The sequence below is a fragment of the Paragemmobacter straminiformis genome, from assembly GCF_014243445.1.
In the GTDB taxonomy this organism is placed as follows: Bacteria; Pseudomonadota; Alphaproteobacteria; order Rhodobacterales; family Rhodobacteraceae; genus Paragemmobacter; species Paragemmobacter straminiformis.
Window position 1 is genome coordinate 1005347 of record NZ_JACLQD010000001.1, and the last position, 20878, is coordinate 1026224.

19 protein-coding genes are annotated in these 20878 nt (G+C 67.7%); 6 read left to right on the top strand and 13 right to left on the bottom strand.

The annotated features are described in order from the left end of the window. Nucleotides 1-21: 21 nt before the first annotated feature. The 3 genes from flgA to H7F16_RS04745 are packed head-to-tail and all read right to left on the bottom strand — an operon-like array spanning nucleotide 22 to nucleotide 2392. The gene (gene flgA / locus H7F16_RS04735) at nucleotides 22-726 is read right to left on the bottom strand and encodes a flagellar basal body P-ring formation chaperone FlgA (RefSeq protein WP_338401960.1); all 705 of its coding nucleotides are present in this window, start codon (nucleotides 724-726) and stop codon (nucleotides 22-24) included. Between the two features lie 2 nt (nucleotides 727-728). Further along, nucleotides 729-1817, bottom strand: a complete 1089-nt coding sequence (locus H7F16_RS04740; RefSeq protein WP_185796373.1) for a flagellar assembly protein T N-terminal domain-containing protein — start codon at nucleotides 1815-1817, stop codon at nucleotides 729-731. Next, on the bottom strand, nucleotides 1817-2392 hold the full coding sequence (locus H7F16_RS04745) for an LPP20 family lipoprotein (protein WP_185796374.1): 576 nt from the start codon (nucleotides 2390-2392) through the stop codon (nucleotides 1817-1819). The genes H7F16_RS04740 and H7F16_RS04745 overlap by 1 nt, the downstream gene beginning before the upstream one ends. Nucleotides 2393-2757: 365 nt before the next feature. On the opposite strand from H7F16_RS04745, the gene flhA reads away from it, so the two are divergent. The 3 genes from flhA to H7F16_RS04760 all read left to right on the top strand — a co-directional run bounded on the left by flhA (nucleotide 2758) and on the right by H7F16_RS04760 (nucleotide 6631). Beyond that, nucleotides 2758-4866, top strand: coding sequence for a flagellar biosynthesis protein FlhA (gene flhA / locus H7F16_RS04750; protein ID WP_185796375.1), 2109 nt, complete (start codon nucleotides 2758-2760; stop codon nucleotides 4864-4866). Nucleotides 4867-4869: 3 nt separating this feature from the next. Continuing rightward, complete coding sequence (locus H7F16_RS04755; RefSeq protein WP_185796376.1) at nucleotides 4870-5838, top strand: hypothetical protein; 969 nt, start codon at nucleotides 4870-4872, stop codon at nucleotides 5836-5838. A gap of 73 nt (nucleotides 5839-5911) precedes the next feature. Then, nucleotides 5912-6631, top strand: coding sequence for a sigma-70 family RNA polymerase sigma factor (locus H7F16_RS04760; RefSeq protein WP_185796377.1), 720 nt, complete (start codon nucleotides 5912-5914; stop codon nucleotides 6629-6631). Between the two features lie 15 nt (nucleotides 6632-6646). Here the strand turns inward: H7F16_RS04760 and H7F16_RS04765 are convergent, their stop codons facing one another. Then, complete coding sequence (locus tag H7F16_RS04765) at nucleotides 6647-7456, bottom strand: glycosyl transferase (RefSeq protein ID WP_185796647.1); 810 nt, start codon at nucleotides 7454-7456, stop codon at nucleotides 6647-6649. Nucleotides 7457-7619: 163 nt separating this feature from the next. Between H7F16_RS04765 and H7F16_RS04770 the strand changes: the two genes are divergently transcribed. Further along, nucleotides 7620-8807, top strand: coding sequence for a capsular polysaccharide export protein, LipB/KpsS family (locus tag H7F16_RS04770; RefSeq protein WP_185796378.1), 1188 nt, complete (start codon nucleotides 7620-7622; stop codon nucleotides 8805-8807). Here H7F16_RS04770 and H7F16_RS04775 read toward each other — a convergent pair. From H7F16_RS04775 to H7F16_RS04810, 8 genes are all read right to left on the bottom strand, one after another. Next, nucleotides 8743-9375, bottom strand: coding sequence for a sulfotransferase family 2 domain-containing protein (locus H7F16_RS04775; RefSeq protein ID WP_185796379.1), 633 nt, complete (start codon nucleotides 9373-9375; stop codon nucleotides 8743-8745). The genes H7F16_RS04770 and H7F16_RS04775 overlap by 65 nt on opposite strands. A gap of 9 nt (nucleotides 9376-9384) precedes the next feature. Further along, nucleotides 9385-10182, bottom strand: a complete 798-nt coding sequence (locus H7F16_RS04780; RefSeq protein WP_185796380.1) for a sulfotransferase family 2 domain-containing protein — start codon at nucleotides 10180-10182, stop codon at nucleotides 9385-9387. A 112-nt stretch (nucleotides 10183-10294) separates the two neighbouring features. Beyond that, nucleotides 10295-10594 (bottom strand): GIY-YIG nuclease family protein, encoded by a 300-nt coding sequence (locus H7F16_RS19820; protein ID WP_206682572.1) that lies wholly within the window; start codon nucleotides 10592-10594, stop codon nucleotides 10295-10297. A gap of 51 nt (nucleotides 10595-10645) precedes the next feature. Further along, entirely contained in the window at nucleotides 10646-10963 is a 318-nt protein-coding gene (locus H7F16_RS19825; protein WP_338401961.1) for an ArsR/SmtB family transcription factor, read from the bottom strand. Next, complete coding sequence (locus H7F16_RS04795; protein ID WP_185796381.1) at nucleotides 10960-11163, bottom strand: YgaP family membrane protein; 204 nt, start codon at nucleotides 11161-11163, stop codon at nucleotides 10960-10962. Before H7F16_RS04795 ends, H7F16_RS19825 begins: the two co-directional genes overlap by 4 nt. Nucleotides 11164-11253: 90 nt before the next feature. After that, the gene (locus tag H7F16_RS04800; RefSeq protein ID WP_185796382.1) at nucleotides 11254-12537 is read right to left on the bottom strand and encodes an NAD(P)/FAD-dependent oxidoreductase; all 1284 of its coding nucleotides are present in this window, start codon (nucleotides 12535-12537) and stop codon (nucleotides 11254-11256) included. Between the two features lie 20 nt (nucleotides 12538-12557). Beyond that, entirely contained in the window at nucleotides 12558-15719 is a 3162-nt protein-coding gene (locus H7F16_RS04805; RefSeq protein ID WP_185796383.1) for an efflux RND transporter permease subunit, read from the bottom strand. After that, nucleotides 15712-16656, bottom strand: coding sequence for an efflux RND transporter periplasmic adaptor subunit (locus H7F16_RS04810; RefSeq protein ID WP_422121105.1), 945 nt, complete (start codon nucleotides 16654-16656; stop codon nucleotides 15712-15714). Before H7F16_RS04810 ends, H7F16_RS04805 begins: the two co-directional genes overlap by 8 nt. Before the next feature lie 254 nt (nucleotides 16657-16910). Here H7F16_RS04810 and H7F16_RS04815 point away from each other — a divergent pair, with 254 nt between their 5' ends. After that, nucleotides 16911-18167: an imelysin family protein gene (locus tag H7F16_RS04815; protein ID WP_185796385.1), complete on the top strand. Its 1257-nt coding sequence runs from the start codon at nucleotides 16911-16913 to the stop codon at nucleotides 18165-18167. After that, complete coding sequence (locus tag H7F16_RS04820) at nucleotides 18164-19663, top strand: di-heme oxidoreductase family protein (RefSeq protein ID WP_185796386.1); 1500 nt, start codon at nucleotides 18164-18166, stop codon at nucleotides 19661-19663. Before H7F16_RS04815 ends, H7F16_RS04820 begins: the two co-directional genes overlap by 4 nt. Here the strand turns inward: H7F16_RS04820 and H7F16_RS04825 are convergent. Beyond that, nucleotides 19660-20874 carry a hypothetical protein gene (locus tag H7F16_RS04825; protein WP_185796387.1) on the bottom strand — a complete coding sequence of 405 codons (1215 nt, stop codon included), beginning with the start codon at nucleotides 20872-20874 and terminating at the stop codon, nucleotides 19660-19662. The two genes, H7F16_RS04820 and H7F16_RS04825, sit on opposite strands and share 4 nt — an antisense overlap. Nucleotides 20875-20878 lie beyond the last annotated feature (4 nt).

The window sequence follows — 20878 nt, forward strand, 5'->3', positions numbered from 1 at the left end:
TAGCCCCTTAACGGCACGCTTTCAGCGCATGTTAGTCTGTGCGGTCACAATATTCGGCCCCGTGACCAAGGCCTTCACCTCGCGCCGGCTCGACAGGTTCATCACCCGGATCACATCGCCAAGCGCGCCGTTCTCCAGCGCCTCGGCGGGGGCCGATACGCTCAGCCCTCCGGCGCTGGCGGTCAGCGACAGGGGGTTGCCCTTCTCGACCAGCCACACGGGTTCGAGCTGCCGCGCCAGCACCGGCTGACCCTCGCCAAGCCCCACCTTGGCCCGCCGCCCGATCACCATCGCCGGATCGGTGAAAATGCCGTCCACCGCCCGCTCGGGCATGGGCGCAAGGCCGATGTCACCGGCCCCGATCATCGCGCCCCGCGCCAGACTATGCGTCAAGGTCACCACCTTCGGCCCCAACGCTGCCTCCGGCGCATCCGGCTTCGCGCGCGCCGCAGGCTGCGCCCCGGTCCGCACCGACCGCAGCCAGACGGGGGCGGCGCAGCGCAGGTCGGCCGTGGCCCAGCTTCCCGCGCGCGGGCTGACCGCAGGCGCAGCCGCGCAGGGCGGAAAGCGCCGCACCGGATCGGCAAAGCCCGGCACCGCCTGCCCCGCCGCCACCATCGCCTCGCGCACCATGCGCCCGACCTCCGCCCCGGGTATCCCCTCGGGCCATCCCCCGGCCCCGGCGGGCAGGGCCGTCAGCACCAGAACCAGCGGCCAGCGCAGCACCCTCAGACTCCCGTCTCGAAAAAGCGCACGGGCCGCCCCGCAAAGGCCTTTGCCGGACGGTTCGGGTCAAGCGGGCGCAGCGTCACGCCCTCGGCCCCCAAGGCCACCACTTCCAGCATCTCGGTCGACCCGTCCGCATCCGCGGTAAAGGCGATCGCCCCTTTGGTCAGCCCCTGCCGCCGCCCCACGGGCGCGCTGATCTCGTGGCCGGACACCGCCATATAGGCCAGCACCGGCTTGCAGGTCTCGACATCCAGCAGGGCCGTCATGGCGCGGTCCAGCCCCGCCGTCAGCTTGCCCGCCATCTGCCTCCGGTCCGGCTCGACCAGCACCGCAAGGCGCCCCAGCGGCGACACGCCGGGCAGGGCCACGCTGCGTTCCACCGCCTGCCGCGTCTCCTCGCCGCTGCCACCCACCAGCCGCATCTCGAGGGACAGCCGCAACTCCGGCCGCCGCCCCGATCCGCCCATGTCCAGCCGGATCGCCGGCACGAAACCATGCTCCCCCGGCCCCAGCCGCACCGACCCCTTGGTCAGCACCATGTAATCCACCGTCTCGCGCCTCGCATCGGCGCGCGTCATGGCGCGGTCCGTCACGCGCACCAGCTCCACCGAAGGGTGCCGCTCCACCTGCCGCACCAGATCGTTCGCCACCTCCTGCGCCAGCGGCGCGGCCCATGCGGGGGCATAGGGCGAAACCTCGATCTCGGGCGCAAAGGCCGTGATCACCAGCTTGCGCCGCGCATCGCAGGCGGCATCCGGCCCCAGCCCGACCCGCGCCTGCAACACCACCTCCCAGGTATCCCCGTTCCGCGTGGCCGAGATCAGGCGATGCTCCTTCACCCGCCCCACGGGCCGCACGATCAACAGGTCCGACGTCACGACCGACCGGTCCACCGCCGTATGCGCCCGCACATCCGCCCCGCCGGACAAGGCCGCCATCAGCAGCGCATCGGCGACCGCGCGGCGCTTGGCGCTCGCGGCATCCTCGGCCCCCGACTGCACGGCAAAGCCCTTGGCCTCGATCCACAGATCCTCCGCCCGCAGCGGAGCGGCAGCCAGCAGCACCAGCGCAACCAGAAGCCGCAGCATCAGATACGCCCCTTCAGCGCGCGCACGATATAGGCCACCGTGTCGCGGTCGAGTTCCATCTCGACCTCGTAGCTGTCGCTTCCCTTGGCGGTCACGCGCAACGTTCTGGCCCCGCGCAGCGTGCCCTGCACCACCGCATTCAGGCTGTCATCGGCCACCACCGCATCATGCACCGTGGTATCGGCCGAAATCCGCACCCCGTGCACCTGCTCGGTCAGATCGCGCAGCGCATCCACCCGCGCGGCACGAATGGCCATCAGCCGCTTCTCGTTCTTGGTCTTGCCCGGCTGGCCGGAAATCTGCGCGAAACCCAAGCCTTTCAGCGACGGCACCTGCGCCGCGGCAAACATCATCGGCGCGCCTCCCCCCGCCGGTGCCGATACGGGCGCCGATACGGGTGCCGATACGGGCGCCGGCGCGGCCAGCCTGTCGGCGGCGTCCAGATCATCCTTGATCGCCGCAAGCTGCGCGGTTTGCTCCCGCGCATCCAAAGGCAGGGCCGATTTCGCCGAAGGCGGTGTCGTGGCGCAACCCGCAAGGGCGGCAAGGGAAAGGCAAAGGGTCAGCGCGCGCATGGCGGTCTCCGCAAGAAAAGGATCACCCCCGCGCTGCAAACCGCGTGCCAAGCCCCTCACCGCCAAGCCCCGCGCCGCCAAGCCCCCCGCGCCCCGCACAGCGGCAACCCCGCCCCGCCCTGCCGCTTCATCCTTGCCAAAATACTCTCGGGGGGAAGGGGCGCCCGCGCCCCGCGGGGGGCAGACAGCCCCCCGTGCCACGGCCGCCAACCCCGCGCCGCCCGCAGACCCCCCCGTCCCTATGGCCACCCCGCCACCACGCGCCCCGCTTGGCACGCCGATTGCACAACCCGCCCCGACAGACACAGCCGACAGGCCAGGCACAGCATGACACCGACCCGAAACCACATCAGCGGACAGCACGCATGACCACCGGCGCGATCCCCCAGCGCGGCGGCCTTCTGGGCCAGCTCGGCGGGCTGGCCCTGCCCGTGGGCGTGCTCGTCATCATCGCCATGATGGTGATGCCGCTTCCCGTGGTGCTGCTCGACCTCTTCTTCGTGTCGAACATCCTTCTGTCGCTCGTGATCCTGATGGTCGCGCTCTACAGCTACCGCCCGCTTGATTTCTCCAGCTTTCCCAGCCTCTTGCTGATCGCCACCATCTTCCGCCTCGCGCTCAACGTGGCCTCGACCCGCATCGTGCTGACCCAGGGCCACACCGGCCATGACGCGGCGGGCAAGGTCATCAAGGCCTTCGGTGAATTCGTCATCGCGGGGAATTTCGTCGTCGGCCTTCTCGTCTTCATCATCCTCGTCATCATCAACATCGTCGTCATCACCAAGGGCGCGGGCCGCGTGTCCGAGGTTTCCGCCCGCTTCACCCTCGACGCCATGCCCGGCAAGCAGATGGCCATCGACGCCGACCTGAACGCCGGTCTTTTGACACCCGATCAAGCCCGCACCCGCCGCGCCGAGGTGGGGGCCGAGGCCGATTTCTACGGCTCGATGGACGGTGCCGGAAAATTCGTCAAAGGCGACGCGATGGCGGGCATCCTGATCCTTGCCATCAACATCATCGGCGGCATCCTGATCGGCACGCTGCAACACGGCCTCTCGATGGGGCAGGCGGCGCAGACCTATGTCCTGCTTTCCATCGGCGACGGTCTCGTGGCGCAGATCCCGGCACTCCTGCTGTCCATCGCCACCGCCATCATCGTCACCCGCGTCTCCTCCAGCCATGACATGGGCGGGCTGATCGCGCGGCAAATCCACCTGCGCGCGGCATGGATGCCCGTGGCCGCCGTCCTTGCCATCATCGGCGTCGTCCCCGGCATGCCGTCCGGCGTGTTCCTCTTCGCCGCCGCCGCCGCCGCGGGCATCGCATGGTTCGGCCGCAAGGACCTCAACCCCGCCGATCCCGAAGCCCCCGGCAGCGATGTGATCGAAGCCGAAGGCAGCGCCAAACCCTCCGAAGGCATCACCGCCGAGGATGTGGCCGACCACGCCCCCGTCAGCCTGCAAATCGGCTACGGCCTGATCCCGCTTGCGGGCGAAGGCGGCGGCGCGCTCGTCACCCGCATCACCGCCATCCGGCGCGAGGTGTCCAAGGCGATGGGCTTCGTCGTCCCCGGCGTGCGCATCCGCGACGACCTGACCCTGCCGCCCAACCAGTATCGCATTCGCGTGGGGCAGGTGATCCGGGGCGAGGATGTCGTCTACCCCGACCGCAAACTCGCCATCCCCGGCAGCGGTTCGGCGCGCAAGCTCAAGGGCATCGAGGTCAAGGACCCCTCCTTCGGTCTCGACGCCGTCTGGATCCTGCCCCACCAGCTGGCCGAGGCCGAGGCCGACGATCACGTCGTCGTCGAACCCGAATCCGTCATCGCGACGCACCTGTCGCAACTGCTCTACAAACACGCCGCCGACCTGATCGGCCCCGATGATGTGCAGGTGCTGCTCGACACGCTCGCCCGCGTCTCGCCCACGCTGGTGAATGCCGTGGTCCCGAAACTCGTGGCGCTGCACACGGTCACGGGCGTCCTGCGCACGCTCCTGTCCGAACGCATCCCGATCGGTGACCTGCGCCGCATCCTCGAAGGTCTGGCCGAACTGTCGGGCCGCAACCTTTCCGCCCCCGACATGGCCGAGGCGCTGCGCCCCATGCTCGTGCCGCTCCTGCTGCAACAGATGACCCCGATCAACACGCCCCTGCCGCTGGTGACCCTCGATCCCGAACTCGAGCAACTCCTGATCCGCGCCCGCCGCTCCGGCGACGAGGGTCTGGTGATCGACGCGGGCCTTGCCCAGACGCTGGTCAAATCCCTCTCCGACGCCTTCGAGGATGCCACAGGTGCCGGCAAACAGGCCGTGCTGATCGTGGCCACCCAACTGCGCCGCAGCCTTGCCGCCTTCCTGCGCCCGCACCTTCCCGATGCCATCGTTCTCGGCATCGCCGAACTTCCCGAAACCCGCAAAGTCGAGGTCGTGGCCTCTATCGGCGGGCAAAGCCAACTGCCGAAAATGGGGGGCTGATCCATGACCGTCATTACCGTCCGCGCCGCAACCAGCCAAAAGGCGATGGAGGAAATCCTCCGCCGCCTCGGCCCCGATGCGCTCATCCTCTCGACCCGCAAGATCGACGGCCAATACGAGCTGCGCGCCTCGGGCGAAGGCGACGATCTCGACCCGCCCGATACCGAAGCGGCGGCGTCCCCCATACCGCCCGCCCGCCCCGCCCTGCGCGCCACGCGCAGCCCGCAGCACCCCGCGCAAGGGGCCGCGTCCTTCGAACGCAGCTTCCAGGCCGCGACCCTCGCGCCCCGCAAGGCCGCGCCCCGCAAGGCCGCACCCGATGATCCCCATGCCGATCTCGCGCGGCGCCTGTTCTTTCCCGAAGGTCTCGTCGAACCCGTCGCCCCGCGCACGGTCATCATCGGCCCGCCCGGTTCGGGCAAGTCGATGGTCGCCGCCCGTCTTGCCGCGCGCATCCTGCAAGCCGACCGCCGCCTGCAACCGCGCCTCATCGCCCCCGCACCCGGCCTTTTGCTGCACGAAGACCGCCTGCGCGGCTGGGCGCGGCTCATGGGTCTGCGGCTTGACCGCCCCACCATCCACGATGCGCTGCTGTCGGCCGAAGCCGACCCCGCCTTCCCCGAGATCTTCGATCTGTCCGACGCCGCCGATCACACGCCCGACCTCGCCGCGCGGCTGATCGACAGCGACGATGCCGAACTGCTGCTCTGCATCCCTGCGGGCACCCACCCCGCCCTGACGGCACGGCTCTGCCGCGACTGGGCCGCCTATCAGCCCACCGTCTGCCTGACCCGCCTCGACCTGTGGGAGCCGGAAATCCCCGAACTCGAAGCCATCGCCGATGCCGGTCTGAAACTCTCGCATGTCAGCGCGGGCACCGGCCTGATCGACACGCTGCGCCGCCCCGTCCCTGCCGACCTGCACCACTGGTCCGGCGCATGGGCCGTCCAACAGGGGATCGCCGCCGAATGACCCGCCGAATGATCCGCTGCATGACCCGTTTTTCCGTTCCCGCCTGTGTAACCAGCACGAAAGGGCAAATCTGATGCTCGCCAAACGCTATCCCGAACAGGAAGGCCCCTCGCCCGACAAGCTCGTGCGCAGCCATATGGACCTCGTGCGCAAGATCGCGTGGCACATGCACAGCCGCGTCGGCCGCATGGCCGAGGTCGAGGATATGCTGCAAGTCGGCTACATGGGTCTTGTCGATGCCGCCCAGCGTTACACCCCGCGTCAGGGGGCAAGCTTCGCCTCCTACGCCGCGATCCGCATCCGCGGCTCGATCATCGACTACCTGCGCGCCTCCTCCTCGCTTTGCCGCGCGACCATCGTCATGCAGCAAAAGAAACGCGCCTCGGTGCTGAAGCTCGAACAGCAATTGCAACGCGCGCCGGAAAAGCACGAAATCGCCGCCGACATGGGCATCACCGTTTCGGAACTCGAAGATTGGGAAACGCAATTCGGCGCGTCCTCGATCAAATCGCTGGACGAGGTCTACTCCGACCACTCGATGCTGTTCTCGGATTCGAACCGCACGGTCGAAGACAAGATGCAGGCCGACCAGATGCGCCAGATGCTGCGCCGCGCCTTGGGCGAATTGCCCGAACGCGAGGCGATGGTCCTGCAACTCTACTTCGTCGAAGAGCTGAACGTCTACGAAATCGCCGATATCCTCGGGGTGACCACGGGCCGCGTGTCGCAGATCAAGAAAGCCGCCGTCACCCGCCTGCGCGATGCCATCCGCGCGATGGAAGACGACGACTGACCAAGGCGCGCCCCCTCACTCGCGCCAGTGGTCCGCCACCCAGGGCGCCGGCGCGACATAGTGCTTCAAGCGGTTGAACAAGCGCGCCTCGCGCCATTTGCCCAACTCGGTTTTCAGGTGCTGCGCGGGCGTGCGCCCTTGTGTTCCCTCGTCCTTCCAGCCGCCGCTGATCGCATGTTCGGGGTGGAACCCGCCCGGAAAGATCACGATCCGCGTGCCCGCTTCCAGCTTCGGCGCCTTCCAGTAGTTCAGCGGAAAGACCGGCGTGCAATGCCGCCGGAAATGCCGCACCCATGCGGCGGGAAACAGCTTCACCCCGCCCGGCGCGTTGCGCGTCACGTAACGCTGCTCGAAACGGTATTCGTCGGCCACAGCCTGCGGATCGGCCTTGAACTTCTCTTGCAGCGGCACCAGCTTTCCCACCGGAAAGCGGAACACGCTGGTCTGTCCCAGACGCTCGAACGGGTTGGTCACATTGCGCGACAAAACGATGTCGTCAGGCGCGCCAAAGGTAAAGAAATCGTCCAGCGATCCCGTCACCACCACGTCAAGGTCCATGAACAGCACGGGCCCCGTCAAATCGCCAAGCACCGGCCCCCACAACCGCGCCTTGGGCCAGATGCCCCGCGTGTTGACCGGCATCGCCACATCAAGCGGCGGAAGCGGCAGGCAACGCACCTCTCTGCGCACGCCCTCGGGGTTGTCGGTGAAACAGGTCATCGTAAAGGGCGGCGTGATGTTGCGGGCCACCATCGCGTAAAGCCGGTTGATGAAACGGGGGCCGTACTTCGTGCCCCAGTTTATGCAGATCACCTGTTTTTCCATAAGCGGATGCTTGGCCTTCGCTGCGACGGTCACGCGCCATGCCCCGCCGCATCAGGCGTCAGGTCTCGGTCACGGCCGGTATCGTTAGTAAAAGTTAAAGACACCGGCCCTTCAAGGCAAGAAACCGCCTTGAGCGGACCGGCAGACGCGGTAATCTTGGTTAATGGCACATTACCGCAAGCTCGGCACCCCCGCCCTCGCCGCATTCGAACCTGTTCTGGGCGACCGGCTGGAAAGTGTTCCTGTCAGCCTGCCCGCCCTTCTGCGCGGCCTCTCGCGCAGGCTCGGTCCGCTTGGTGCCCTGCGCCTGTGCCTGCGCGCGCTGCGTAACGGGGCAGCCCCGCCCGACATCCGCGCCCTTGTCGCGGGGAACCTCACCCGCAAGCAGATCCGCCTTCCCGCCCTTTTCGGCCTGCGCCCCGTCGCCGCGACCTATCTCCATCTCAAAGGTGCCGAAGCGGCACTCCTGCGCGACCTGCTGCGCCTCGACACCCAAGCCGGCCGCATCGACATCATCTTCAACGGCTCGGTCTACCCTGAATCCGTCCTTGCCGCCGTGGCCGACCCTTCGGCCCGCGTTCTGGTCGAAGCGGGCTTTCTGCCCCGCACCCTCCAGATCGACCCGACGGGACTGAACGGCGCGAATTCCGTGCCGCGCGACCCCGCCTTCTATCTGGACAGCGACACCGACTTTGCCGCCGCAGGCCTGCCCGAAACCATCGGCCGCCGCGCCGCGAAATCGCAGCACGCGCCCGTCACGCTGCCGCCCGACTTTGTGTTCGTTCCGTTTCAGGTGCCATCCGACATGCAGATCACCCTGCATTCGCCGTGGCTGCGCGACATGGGCCATTTCCTCGCGGTCCTGCGCGACACCGCCGACCGCAACCCCCATCAGACCTTCGTGGTCAAGGAACACCCCAGTTTCCGCGCCTCGGTCATCGGCCTCTTTCCGCCCCACCCGCGCATCCTCTTTGCCAACGGCAACGAAACCGCCAGCCTCATCGCCGCCGCCCGCGCCGTGCTGACCATAAACTCCACCGTCGGGATCGAGGCGCTGCAAGCCGCGAAACCCGTCATCACCCTTGGCACCGCCTGCTACGCCATCGCGGGCCTGACCCTGCAAGCGCATGACCCCGCCACGCTCGACGCCGCCTTGGCGCGGCACGACTGGCGACCCGACGAAAGACTGCGGCGCCAGTTCCTCGGCTTCCTGAAGAACGTCTACCTCGTTCCGGGAACCCTCGCCCAACCGCCCGCCGATCTGGCGCAGGCCATCGCCGCGCGCCTTACAGGGGCGCTGTCTGCATGGCATATCCCAGGCGACGAAAATCCTCGGCGCAGGCACGGTTGATCAGCCCAAGCGCCTCGGGCGTCAGATAGTGGCTGCGGTCCTTCTTGGCCGAGCTGTTGCGATTTCCATGGGCGGGCAGGGCCAGCGGTATGCCCAGCCGGTCGAACAGCGCCGCCAGCTCCCCGGCCAAGGCCTCGAACCGCACGATATGGTCAACCAGCATACGCCCGTCACGGTCCAGCAAGAACGGCATCTGCGACATCTGCCGCGCGTTCAGGAATTCGGTGAACCCCTGCCCCGCCGTGCGCTTGTGGCGGTGGTGCAGCGGGTTCTGCCGGATGAATTCATAGGACGAGATCAACCTGTCATAGGGGTTGCGCACCACCGCAAAGCGCCGCGCCGCATCGAACACCGCCGCCCCCATCACCCGCCGGTGCCAGGCCGCCGTCGCATGGCCGGGAATATAGGCCGCCCGCGCGTCCTGCGGCAGCGCCAGCTTCGCCGCCAGACGCCGGCCCAGCGTCTTGCGGCCCGCCGCCTTGTAGGGCAGCAGCAAGTCCTCGATCGCCCCTCCCGCCGTTTTCGGGATGTGAATGAAGATCAGGTCAAGTTCGGGATAATAGGGCATCGTCGCACCTCAGCCGGGCTGGGCCGTTTGGCGGTCAAGCGGGCTGTCATAGCCAAGCAACCGGCAATCGTCGGGATAGATGCGCCCGATCAGCGCCACCGCCTCGGCGTCCAGCAGCGCCGAGGGCCGCGCCGCCGTCCGGTTGCGATGGGGGATAGCGGCCAGCCGCCCGGTCATGGCCTGCGGCACGCCAAGCGCCTCGAACGCCTGCGGCAGGTCGCTGCCCATCGTTTCAAGCCGGATCATCCGGTCATAGGTCACCTTGTCCAAGGCCAGCAGAACCGACTGCTGCTCGAAATGCGAATCGAACCCCACGCCATTGCGGGCAAGCCCCGCAAGCATGGCCGCAAAGGAAATGCGTTTCTGCATGTGGACATTGGCCCGTTCGATATGCGGCCATGCCATAGGCCCCCCAAGCACCTGCCGCAGCTTGCCGTAGCGATAGCTCGGCCGATCGAACCGCTTGGCATAGCGGTTGAGCTTGCTGAACCAGTTCGACAGCGCCCGCTCGTAGGGGCTGCGCACATTGCACAGCAAATGCCAGCCCGCATGGGCGGCATAGAATGCGGGCAATTGCGCAGGCGCCACGAAATGCAGCCGCAGCCCCGCCGCCGCGGCGCTTCCGTCGGCCTGCGCCTGCCGCAGCACGGCCCGCACCGCTCCCTCGGGCACGGCCAATCCGGCCATGAGCAGATAGGACAGCAACAGCGACGTCGACCCCGTCTTGGGCGGCGTCGTATGAAGCACGCGCGCAGGGGCGAATTCGATCACCGGAACCCGCAGGCCCGGCACATCCGTCTTGGTCATTCTGGGTCCGAACTCCGGCCTTTGCGTTCTCTTCCGCATAGCGGAATTAGCAAAGATTAACCACACCCGGCCTCGTCCGGAAAATATCCGTCTCCGTCTCCGTCTCTGGCGCCTAGCCCAGCCCCTGCGCCACCAGCGCCAGACGCCGCCGCAAGGCCCGGTCGCGTTTAAGATACCACTCGCGGCTCATCGCCTCGGCCCGCGACGGCAGACGCTCGGCATAAAGCACCGCCCAGACCCGTCCGCGCGTCGATTTGGCGCCCGTTCCGGCATTGTGCCGCGCCACGCGCTGCCCAAGGTCCAGCGTCCAGCCCACATAGGTCCGGTATCCCCCCGCCCCGTCGGACCCGAGGACATAGACGAACCCGAACTCTTGCGCCCCGAACTCTTGCCCGCCCACCCCCTGCGCCACGCGATCCCCCCGGCAACCTGCCGCCAGCGTTCGGCCAAGCACCGCGCAGGGTCAAGCCCCCGCCGCCCCCGCGCAATAGGCCGCGCGCAGGGCCGCGATCACAGCGGCCACGCGCCCGTCCGCAAAACCGTAAAGCACATGCTTTCCCTCGCGCCGCGCCCGCACGAAGCCTTCCGACCGCAGCCGCATCAGTTGCTGCGACACCGCCGCCTGCGGTTCGGCCAAAGCCTCCGACAGCGCGCCCACATTCATCTCGCCACCCAGCAGGTGGCAAAGAATCTGCAACCGCCCGGTATGGGACAGCGCCTTGAGAACCGTGACCACCTCGCGGGCGGCCACGGCATCTCCGGCCGGATCGAACCCGGTCACTTGAAGGCGCAGCCGGGCTTTGCCCCCAAGGCGCGGAACACCGTCACCGCAGGGCAGAACCCCGTGACCGAGGACTGGATCAGGTTCACCCCGATGAACAGCGTGAACAGCACGAACCACTGCGACACCCAGGCCGTCAGCGCCACCGAAAGCAGCACCATCACACCCGCAAACATCAATACCGAACGGTCGATCGTCATGGTCATTCTCCTTGTTATCAAAACGGGGCAACCATCGCCCCGCAGGGTTCTCAAAACGGGGCGACCACCGCCCCGAATGGCGGCGGGGCGTCAGCCCTCGACCGTTTCCTTCAGCTTGTCGATGCCAAGCGTCCTCAGCGCGAGCGTCTCGTAGAACGGCTCGGAAACCCCCTTGCGCAGCTTGCGGATGAAGTATTTCTCGAAGCCGATCTTGGCCACATGCACCCATTTGCCCGACGACGACCAATTGACATTGCGCGGCGGAATCTGTGGCTGGGCCACAAAGGCCACGCCCCCGTCGCCGAAATCGGCCAGACAGACGGCATTCCACGTGCCGACCCGATCCGCCGCCTTGCCCTGCACGATATTGGCGATGTTATGCGCCGTGGCCGTCACCATGCTTTCGATCATGAAGCCGGTTTTCGGCACCCCCACCGGAACCGGCGTCGGCCCCATCGGCGGGATCGCCACGCAAACGCCCACGGCAAAGACGTTGGGGTATTTCGGGTTCTGCTGGTGCTTGTCGACAATGGTGAACCCGCGCGGATTGCTCAGCCCCTCGATCCCCGCCACGGGTCTGATGCCACGAAAGGCGGGCAGCATCATCGAAAAGGCAAAGGGCAGCTCGCGTTCGGCCTTGACCGCCCCGTCCTCGCCGATCTCGTGGACGAACATCCTGCCCGCCTCGACCCGCGCCACCTTGGCCGAGGTGATCCACTTGATGTGCTTGGCGCGCATCTCCGATTCCAGCAGCCCCTTGGTATCGCCCACCCCGTCCAGCCCCAGATGCCCGATATAGGGCTCTGCGGTGACAAAGGTCATCGGCACCCGGTCCCGCACCTTGGCCCGCCTGAGCGCGGTCTCGAGGATGAACAGGAATTCATAGGCCGGCCCGAAACAGCTTGCCCCCTGCACCGCGCCGATGACCACGGGGCCGGGGTTGCGGATCAGCTCCTCCACCGCCTTCGCGGCTTTCTCGGCATGGTCGATGTGGCAGATCGACTGGGTAAAACCCTCGGGCCCCAAGCATTCGATCTCGTCAAAGGCAAGCTCCGGCCCCGTGGCGATCACAAGGTAATCGTAGGACAGGCTCTGCCCGTCGACCAGCGCGATGCGGTTCTCCGCCGCGTGCAGCCGTTCCGCCGCGACGGGGACGAAGCCGATCCCCTTCTTCTCCATCACGGGGGCCAGATCGACCGTGATCTCCCCGCGCTGGCGCCAGCCCACCGCGATCCACGGGTTCGACGGCACGAAATGGTATTTCGCGTCCTTCGTCACCACGGTGACCCTGTCCTCCTTGCGCAGCCGGTCGCGCAGTTCATAGGCCATGATGGCCCCGCCCAACCCCGCGCCCAATACAACGACATGTGCCATAGCCCGTCCTCCCTTGAAGGTTACGTCCTGAAGACCCGATAGATCGCGGGGATGACCAACACCGTCAGCAGCGTCGATGTCAGCAGCCCGAACAGAAGCGAGATGGCGAGCCCCTGAAAGATCGGGTCCGCCAGAATGACCGCCGCCCCGATCATCGCCGCAACGGCCGTCAGGAATATCGGCTTGAACCGGATCGTCCCCGCGCGGATCAGGCTTTCCACCGTCACCGCCCCCTCGCTGCGGATGAAATCCACCAGCAGAATGGAATTCCTGACGATGATCCCCGCCAGCGCGATGAAGCCGATCATCGACGTGGCCGAAAACGGCGCGCCGAACAGCCAATGGCCGAACATGATGCCAAGGAATGTCAGCGGCACGGGCGTCAGCACCACGAGCGGCAGCTTGAACGACCCGAATTGCGCGACGACCAGAATGTAAATCCCCAGCAGCGCCACACCAAAGGCCGCCCCCATGTCGCGGAACGTGACCCAGGTCACTTCCCATTCGCCATCCCACAGCAGCGTGGGGCGGCTTTCGTCCTCGGGCTGGCCATGCAGCGCGATCGCGGGCGCGCCGGCCTGCCCCTCAAGCGCCTTGTCCACGGCCAGCATCCCGTAAAGCGGCGCCTCGAAATCGCCCGCCAGTTCCGCCGTGACCATTTCCGCCTCGCGCCCGTTGTGGCGGAAGATCGGGAAGGACGCGGCCTCCCCGGTCACCTTCACCACATCGCCAAGCTCCACCACGCCCCGCGCACCGGGCAGGGTGTTTGCGGGGATCGGCGTGGTCAGGAAGGTCTCGTCCATCACCCGCGCGCCCTTGGGCCGCTGCACCACCAGCGGGATCGGATAGCGCCCGTCCCCGCGATGCGAATAGCCCACCACCTGCCCGCCGTTCAGCGCGGCGATGGTGTCGAACACGTCCTGTTCCTGCACCCCGAAGAATTCCAGATCGTCGCTCGACACCCGCGCCCGCAACCGCCGCGCCTGTGTGCCGTAGCTGTTGTCGACATCGACGATAAAGGGCACCGACCGGAAAGCGTTCTCGACCATCAGCGCGGTCGCGCGGCGCGTCGCGGCATCGGGTCCGTAAACCTCGGCCAGCAGCGTCGCCATCACCGGCGGGCCGGGGGGCGGCTCGACCACCTTGACCGAAATCCCCCCGTCCAGCCCCAGCGCCGCGATCTTCTGCCGTATATCCAGCGCGATCTGGTGGCTCGTGCGGTCCCGCGCGCCCTTGGGCAACAGGTTCACCGCCACCTCGCCAAGGTTCGGGTCGGCGCGCAGATAGGAATGCCGCACCAGCCCGTTGAAATTCGCAGGCGAGGCCGTCGCCGCATGGGTCTGGACCGAGGTCACCTCGGGCATCTCCAGCACGATCCCCGCGATCTCTTGCGCCACGCGGTCCGTCGCCTCGACCGCCGCCCCTTCGGGCATGTCGATCATCACCGACAGTTCCGACTTGTTGTCAAAGGGCAACAGCTTGACCGTCACATCCTGCGTGTAAAGCAAGCCGAGCGAGCCGAAAGACAAGGCCGCCGAGGCCAGCAGGAACCCGAGGCTCCGCCCCTTGCTGCCAAGGATCGGCCGCGCCACCGCACCATAGGCGCGCTCCATCCAGCCCGCATGGCCGCCATGCGCCATCCTGGCCTTGCCCGCGATCTTCACCATCAGCCACGGCGTGATGATGACCGCGACAAAGAACGACAGGATCATCGCCGCCGAGGCATTGGCCGGAATGGGCGACATGTAGGGCCCCATCAGCCCGCTCACGAACAGCATCGGCAAAAGCGCCGCCACCACCGTCAGCGTGGCCACGATGGTCGGATTGCCCACTTCGGCCACCGCATCTATGGCCGCCTGCGCACGGGGGCGCGCATCGCCCATGCCCCAGTGCCGCGCGATGTTCTCGATCACCACGATGGCATCATCCACCAGAATCCCGATAGAGAAGATCAGCGCGAACAGGCTCACGCGGTTCAGCGTGTAGCCCATGATCCAGCTCGCAAAGAGCGTGAGCAGGATCGTCACCGGAATGACGATGGCCACCACCACCCCCTCGCGCCAGCCGATCGCCAGCAGCACCAGAAGGATAATCGACACCGTCGCCAACCCCAGATGGAACAACAGCTCGTTGGCCTTCTCGTTCGCCGTCTCGCCATAGTCGCGCGTCACGGTCAGGCTGACATCGCCGGGAATGATCCGCCCTTCCTGCGCCTCGATCCGGCGCAGCGCGGCCTCGGCCACCACGACCGCATTGGCCCCCGCCCGCTTTGCCACCGCCAAAGTCACCGCAGGGCTGCGCTGCAATCCGCCCGCAGACTTGACGATATTCGCGACAATCGCCTCGCCCGTATCCGGAACATAGGTCACATCGGCCACATCTGACACATAGACCGGTCGCCCGTCCCGCGTCGTCAACAGCAGGTTCGCCACCTCGGCAGGGGCCGTCAGCGTCTCGCCCGCCACCAGATCGACCTGATCGCCGCCGTCGCGCAGCTTGCCTGTCGTCAGCGTCCGGTTGGCCTGCGCCACCTTTCCCGCCAGTTGCTGCAACGTCACACCGTATAGCGCCAGACGGTCGGGATCGGGCGCGATGCGGATCGCCTCATGCGCCTCGCCCACCAGATAGGTCAGGCCCACATCCTCGGTCTTGGCCACCTCGGCCTGCAAGGCCCGCGCGATGCGGGTCAGGTCATTCGCCCCCACCCCGCTTCCCGCCTTGCCCGACAGGGTCACAGCAAGAATCGCCACATCGTCGATCCCGCGCCCCACGATCAGCGGCTCGGCAATCCCCACCGGTATCCGGTCGAGGTTCGCCCTCACCTTGTCATGCACCCGCAAGACCGCATCTTCCGACCGCGTCCCCACCGCAAAGCGCACCATCACCAGCGCGCCATCGTCGCGCGTCTGCGAATAGACATGCTCGACGCCCGCGATGCCCTTGACGATCACCTCCAACGGCTCGGTCACCAGCTTCACCGCGTCCTCGGCCTTCAGGCCGGGGGCGGCGATGTGGATATCCACCATCGGCACCGAAATCTGCGGCTCTTCCTCGCGCGGCAGCGCGCCCAGCGCGACCAGCCCCGCCGCCAGCGCCGCCAGAATGAACAGCGGCGTCAGCGACGAAGCGATGAAGGCCCGCGTCAACCGCCCCGCAAGGCCAAGGGGGGACGCCTCACTCATCGCCGCCTCCGGCCTTGGGCGCTTGGGTCATGACCACGTCACCGGCGACAAGCCCCGTCAGAATCTCGACCTGCCCGACCTCGCGCGTTCCGGGCACGACCACGCGCATTTCCGCGCCCGCAGCCCCTTCGACCGCCACAAAGTCCAACCCGTCGCGCGTGACGATCGCCGCTTGCGGCACCACCAGCGCGGCATGATGGCCCACGGGCAAACGCACCAGCACCCGCGCGTCGACGAACCCGTCGGGCAGGTCCGGCACCTCGACATCCGCCACCACCCGCCCGTTCTCGATCAGCGGGTAGATCTTGACAAGCTTCCCGCCCGCCATCCCCTCGATCCGGATCGCGTCGCCCTCGTGCAGCGCGCCGGCCAGCCGCTCGGGCACCGCCAGCCGCAGGAAACTGCCGCCGACCGCCAGCGTGGCCACGGCCTCGCCCGCCATCACCACCGCCCCGCGCGACAGCGGCACATCCAGAACACGGCCCGCCGCAGGGGCCAGCACCACGCCCTCGGTCTGGCTTTGCCGCGTCACCTGCGCCTGCGCCTCGATGGCGGCAAGCTGTCCGGCCAACACATCGGCCTGCGTGCGCAGCGCATCCAGCCGCTGCGCCGTCGTCACCCCCTGCTTCAGCAATTCCTCGCCGCGCCTAACCTCCGAGGTCGCATTGGCAAGCTGCGCCGCGACTGCCGCCTTTTGCGACTCCAGCGCCGAAAGCTGGAACGCCAGCTTGTCATCGACGATCCGCGCAAGGGGTTGCCCCTCGGTCACCGTGTCGCCCTCGCCCACCTGCAAGTCGACCAGCACCCCGCCGATCCGCGCCCGCGCAGGCACACGGTCACGCGCCTCGATCCGCGCATAGACCGCTTTCCAATCCGTCACCTCGACAGGCTGCACCGTCAGGCTTTCCGCCCGCGCCACCCCGCCCAGAACCGCCATAAACGGGACCAGAAGAACCGAAAGGAATAGTCTGTGCGTCATGCGTGCCCCCTGTGCTGCGGCTCTTTATATATTAATATATGAATATGTAAATATCAATGATCCCGCATCACCGATCCAGCCTAGGCCAAAGAACGGGGAAAATATGTGATCCAAATCAATAACCTGCGTCAGTCCCGCAGGCAGTTTCGCAAGCCGCCTTTACAACCTACTATTTTTGTCGGAAATACAGAATACCCTACCCCGAGGATCTCATGCACCGCGCCCTTCCCCTGTTTCTCGCCCTTCTCCCCGCGCCCATTGCCGCCGCGGGCACCGCCGCAACCCCCGCCGCCGTTGTGGAAACCTATGCCGACATCGCCGAGGCCACCTTTGCCGACAGCCTCGCCGCCGCGCGCGATCTGCAAACCGCCGTCGATGCGCTGCTTGCCGCACCCGCAGCCGAAACGCTGGCCCAAGCCCGCGCCGCATGGGTCGCCGCCCGCATCCCCTACCAGCAATCCGAGGTGTTCCGCTTCGGCAACCCCGCCGTCGACGACTGGGAAGGCCGCGTCAACGCATGGCCCCTCGACGAAGGGCTGATCGACTATGTCGCCACCCCGCCCGATGCCGCCAACCCGCTTGCCACGCTGAACGTCATCGCCACCCCGCGCTTCACCCTTTCGGGCACCGCCGTCGATGCCACCCGCATCACCCCCGCCCTGATCGCGGACACCCTGCACGAGGCGGGCGGATCCGAAGCCAACGTCGCCTCGGGCTATCACGCCATCGAATTCCTGCTCTGGGGACAGGACCTCAACGGCACGCGGGCGGGCGCGGGCGACAGGCCGCACACCGACTATCTGCAAACCGCAGCCTGCACCCACGGCCATTGCGACCGCCGCGCCGCCTATCTTTCGGCCGCAACGCGCCTGCTCGTTGCCGACCTTGCCGAAATGGCCGCGCAATGGTCCGCCACGGGTGCCGCCCGCCGCGCGCTGACGACCGCCCCCGAAGCCGCCCTTGGCGCGATGGTCACAGGCATGGGCAGCCTGTCCTACGGCGAACTCGCGGGCGAGCGGATGAAACTCGGCCTCATGCTCAACGACCCCGAGGAAGAACAGGACTGCTTCTCAGACACCACCGCCAACAGCCACTATTTCAACGGCCTCGGCGTGCAGAACGTCTACCTCGGCCGCTATCTTCGCCGCGACGGCACCACCCTCTCCGGCCCCGCGCTGGCCGATCTGGTCGCCGCCGCCGACCCTGCCACCGACAGCCGCCTGCGCGCTGAACTCGACGCCTCGCTCTCCGCCCTCGACGCGCTGCGCCTGTCTGCGGCCTCCGGCGTGGCCTATGACCAGTTGCTCGCCCCGGACAATGCCGATGGTGCCGCCCTGATCCGGTCCGCAATCGGCGCGCTCGTCACCCAGACCGACACGCTGGCGCGGGCGGCGGGGGCCCTCGGCCTTGACCGCATCGCCTTCGAGGGGTCCGACAGCCTCGACACGCCGGACGCCGTGTTCCAATGATCCGCGCCGCCGCCCTGCTGCTGTCGCTCCTGCTCGCCCGACCCGCGCTGGCAGAGGGCGGCGCGCCCCTGCCGCGCACAGCCGCCGAAACCGCCCGCATCCAAGCCATCCTTGCAGCGCCAACCGGTTTCACCGCGCCCGAACCCTTCGAATCCCTGCCCGCAGGTGCTGCTTCGGTCCGGCGCAGGGCCACGGCCGATGCCTTCAGCCAGCCTTCGGGCAACATGTCCTTCGCCCGCCAGATGCAGTTCCAGCTCGGCAACGCGCTCTTCACCAAGACATGGGTCGCAGCCCCCGCCTCGACCCGCGCCTCCGACGGTCTTGGCCCCCTCTTCAACGCCCGCGCCTGTCAGGATTGCCACATCAAGGACGGGCGCGGCCATGCCCCGAACGGCGCGGGCGACCTTTCGATGCTGCTCCGCCTCTCGCTTCCCGGCGGCACGGGGCCGGCCGAAATCGCCGACTGGCTCGCCACCCGCCCCGATCCGGTCTACGGCGGCCAGTTGCAGGATTTCGCCACCTCCGGCCAAACCGCCGAAGGCAAGATCTCCGTCACCTATACCGAAATTCCCGTCACCCTTGCCGATGGCACCACCGTCAGCCTGCGCGCTCCGGCCTACGCCATCGCCGACCCGGCCTACGGCCCACCCGACCCCGCGCTGATGCTCTCGCCCCGTGTCGCGCCGCAGATGATCGGCCTCGGCCTGCTCGAGGCCATTCCCGCCTCCGACATCCTGTCACGCGAAGACCCGGACGATGCCGACCACGACGGCATCTCGGGCCGCGCCGCGCGTCTGCCGCAGGCGGATGGCGCGGCACGCGCGCCCCTGCTGGGCCGCTTCGGCCTCAAGGGCGGGGCGGCCACCATCCGCGACCAGACCGCCGCCGCCTTTTCCGGCGACATGGGCCTGTCCTCGGCGCTCCACCCCGATCCTGCGGGCGATTGCACCGCCGCGCAAACCGCCTGCCACGCCGCACCCGACGGCCAAGACCCCGATACCCGCGACGGGGTCGAGGTCGGCTCCGAAAGCCTCGACCTCGTCACCTTCTACGCCCGCAACCTCGGTGTGCCCGACCGCCCGCTGGCAGGCGATCCGACCGTGCTGCAAGGCAAACGCATCTTCCACGAAAGCGGCTGCCCCGCCTGCCACACGCCCAAACACGTGACGGCCCGCCTGACCGGACAACCCGAACAAAGCTTCCAGCTTGTCTGGCCCTACACCGATCTTCTGCTGCACGACATGGGCGCGGGTCTGGCCGATGGCCGCCCCGAAGGCCGCGCCACCGGATCGGAATGGAAGACCCCGCCGCTCTGGGGCATCGGCCTGACCCCGCAGGTCACGGGCCACGCCTCCTACCTGCACGACGGCCGCGCCAGATCGCTGCTCGAAGCCATCCTCTGGCACGGCGGCGAGGGACAGGCCGCCCGCGACCGCGTCACGACCCTGCCCGCCCCCGACCGCAAGGCGCTGATCGCCTTTCTGGAAAGCCTCTAGAAGATCGGCGTCACTTCCGAACCGGCCGCCAGACGCTTGCACCATTCATGCACGTCGCCCGCGATCCGGTCGCCGATATCGGGATACCCCGCCATCGCCGCCCGCGCCGACAGATCGCGCGGCTGGTCAAAGCCTACCCCGCTTGCGTCGAACACGGTCCAGTCGGTCCCGTTCACGCTGACCTCGGCATGTTCCGGCGTGCCGCGCACGGTCCAGCCCATGCCGTAAAGGTCATAGTGATACTGCCCCTCGGGCAGCGGCACCTCGCGCTCGTGGATCATGTGCATCCGCACATATTCCATCACCACGTTGCGGGTCTTTTTCAGCACTTCGGCAATGATCTCGGGCCAACCCTCCTCAAGCCCGTTCTCAAGCACCGTCCACGCCCCCTCGGACCCGGCCGGACGAAAGCCCAGCGCATCCAGCGCATCCGACCGTGCGATGTCATGCACCGTCTCGCCGATCCGCAGCCGCGCCATCGGGCTGAACTCGGTCACGGGCAGCACCGGCACGTCGACCGCTTCCGCCAGATCACCGGCCTGCGCCTGAATGCCCTGCTGCGCCAGAATCCCCTCGGCAATCGGCGTCAGCATCAGCCGCCCGCCCTTGGCCTCGGCCAGTCCGGCGATGCGCAGCGCCATGGCCTCGGTGCTTTGCGGCACATCGCCCGCCGCGAAGCGCAGCAGCCCACGCAACACCGGCGAGGCCGCGGCGTCATCCACCTCGACCACATCCTCGATCAGCTTCAGCGTCCGCCGCGCCACCATCCGCAGCGCCAAGGCCCCGCTTTCCACCTTGTCGGCCAGCACGTCGGCCACAAGCTGCAACTGCCCGATCACCCCCTGCGACAGGGCGCGCGGCACATCATCCATCACCCCCATCAGGCCGATGGACCTGCCCGCCGCGTCCCGCAACGGAAAGCCCGCCCAGAACTGCACACCGGCAAGCCCCATCGCGCTGAACTCGGCCCCCGCATCGCCCGACCGCTCGCCCGAATGCAGCGACGGCGGCAGATCGGTCACGCCCTCGCGCTCGGGGTAGAACACCACCCGCGCGCCCGTCGCGTCGGCAAGACGGATGCACACCCATTGCGCGCCCGAAATCGCCCGCGCCAATGCCGCCACGGCGGCAAAATCGGCGGCCGCCAGCACGCGCGGCAAGGCATTCTCGACCTCGACCGGTTTCAACCCGTATATCTGCGCCACGGCCATGCCG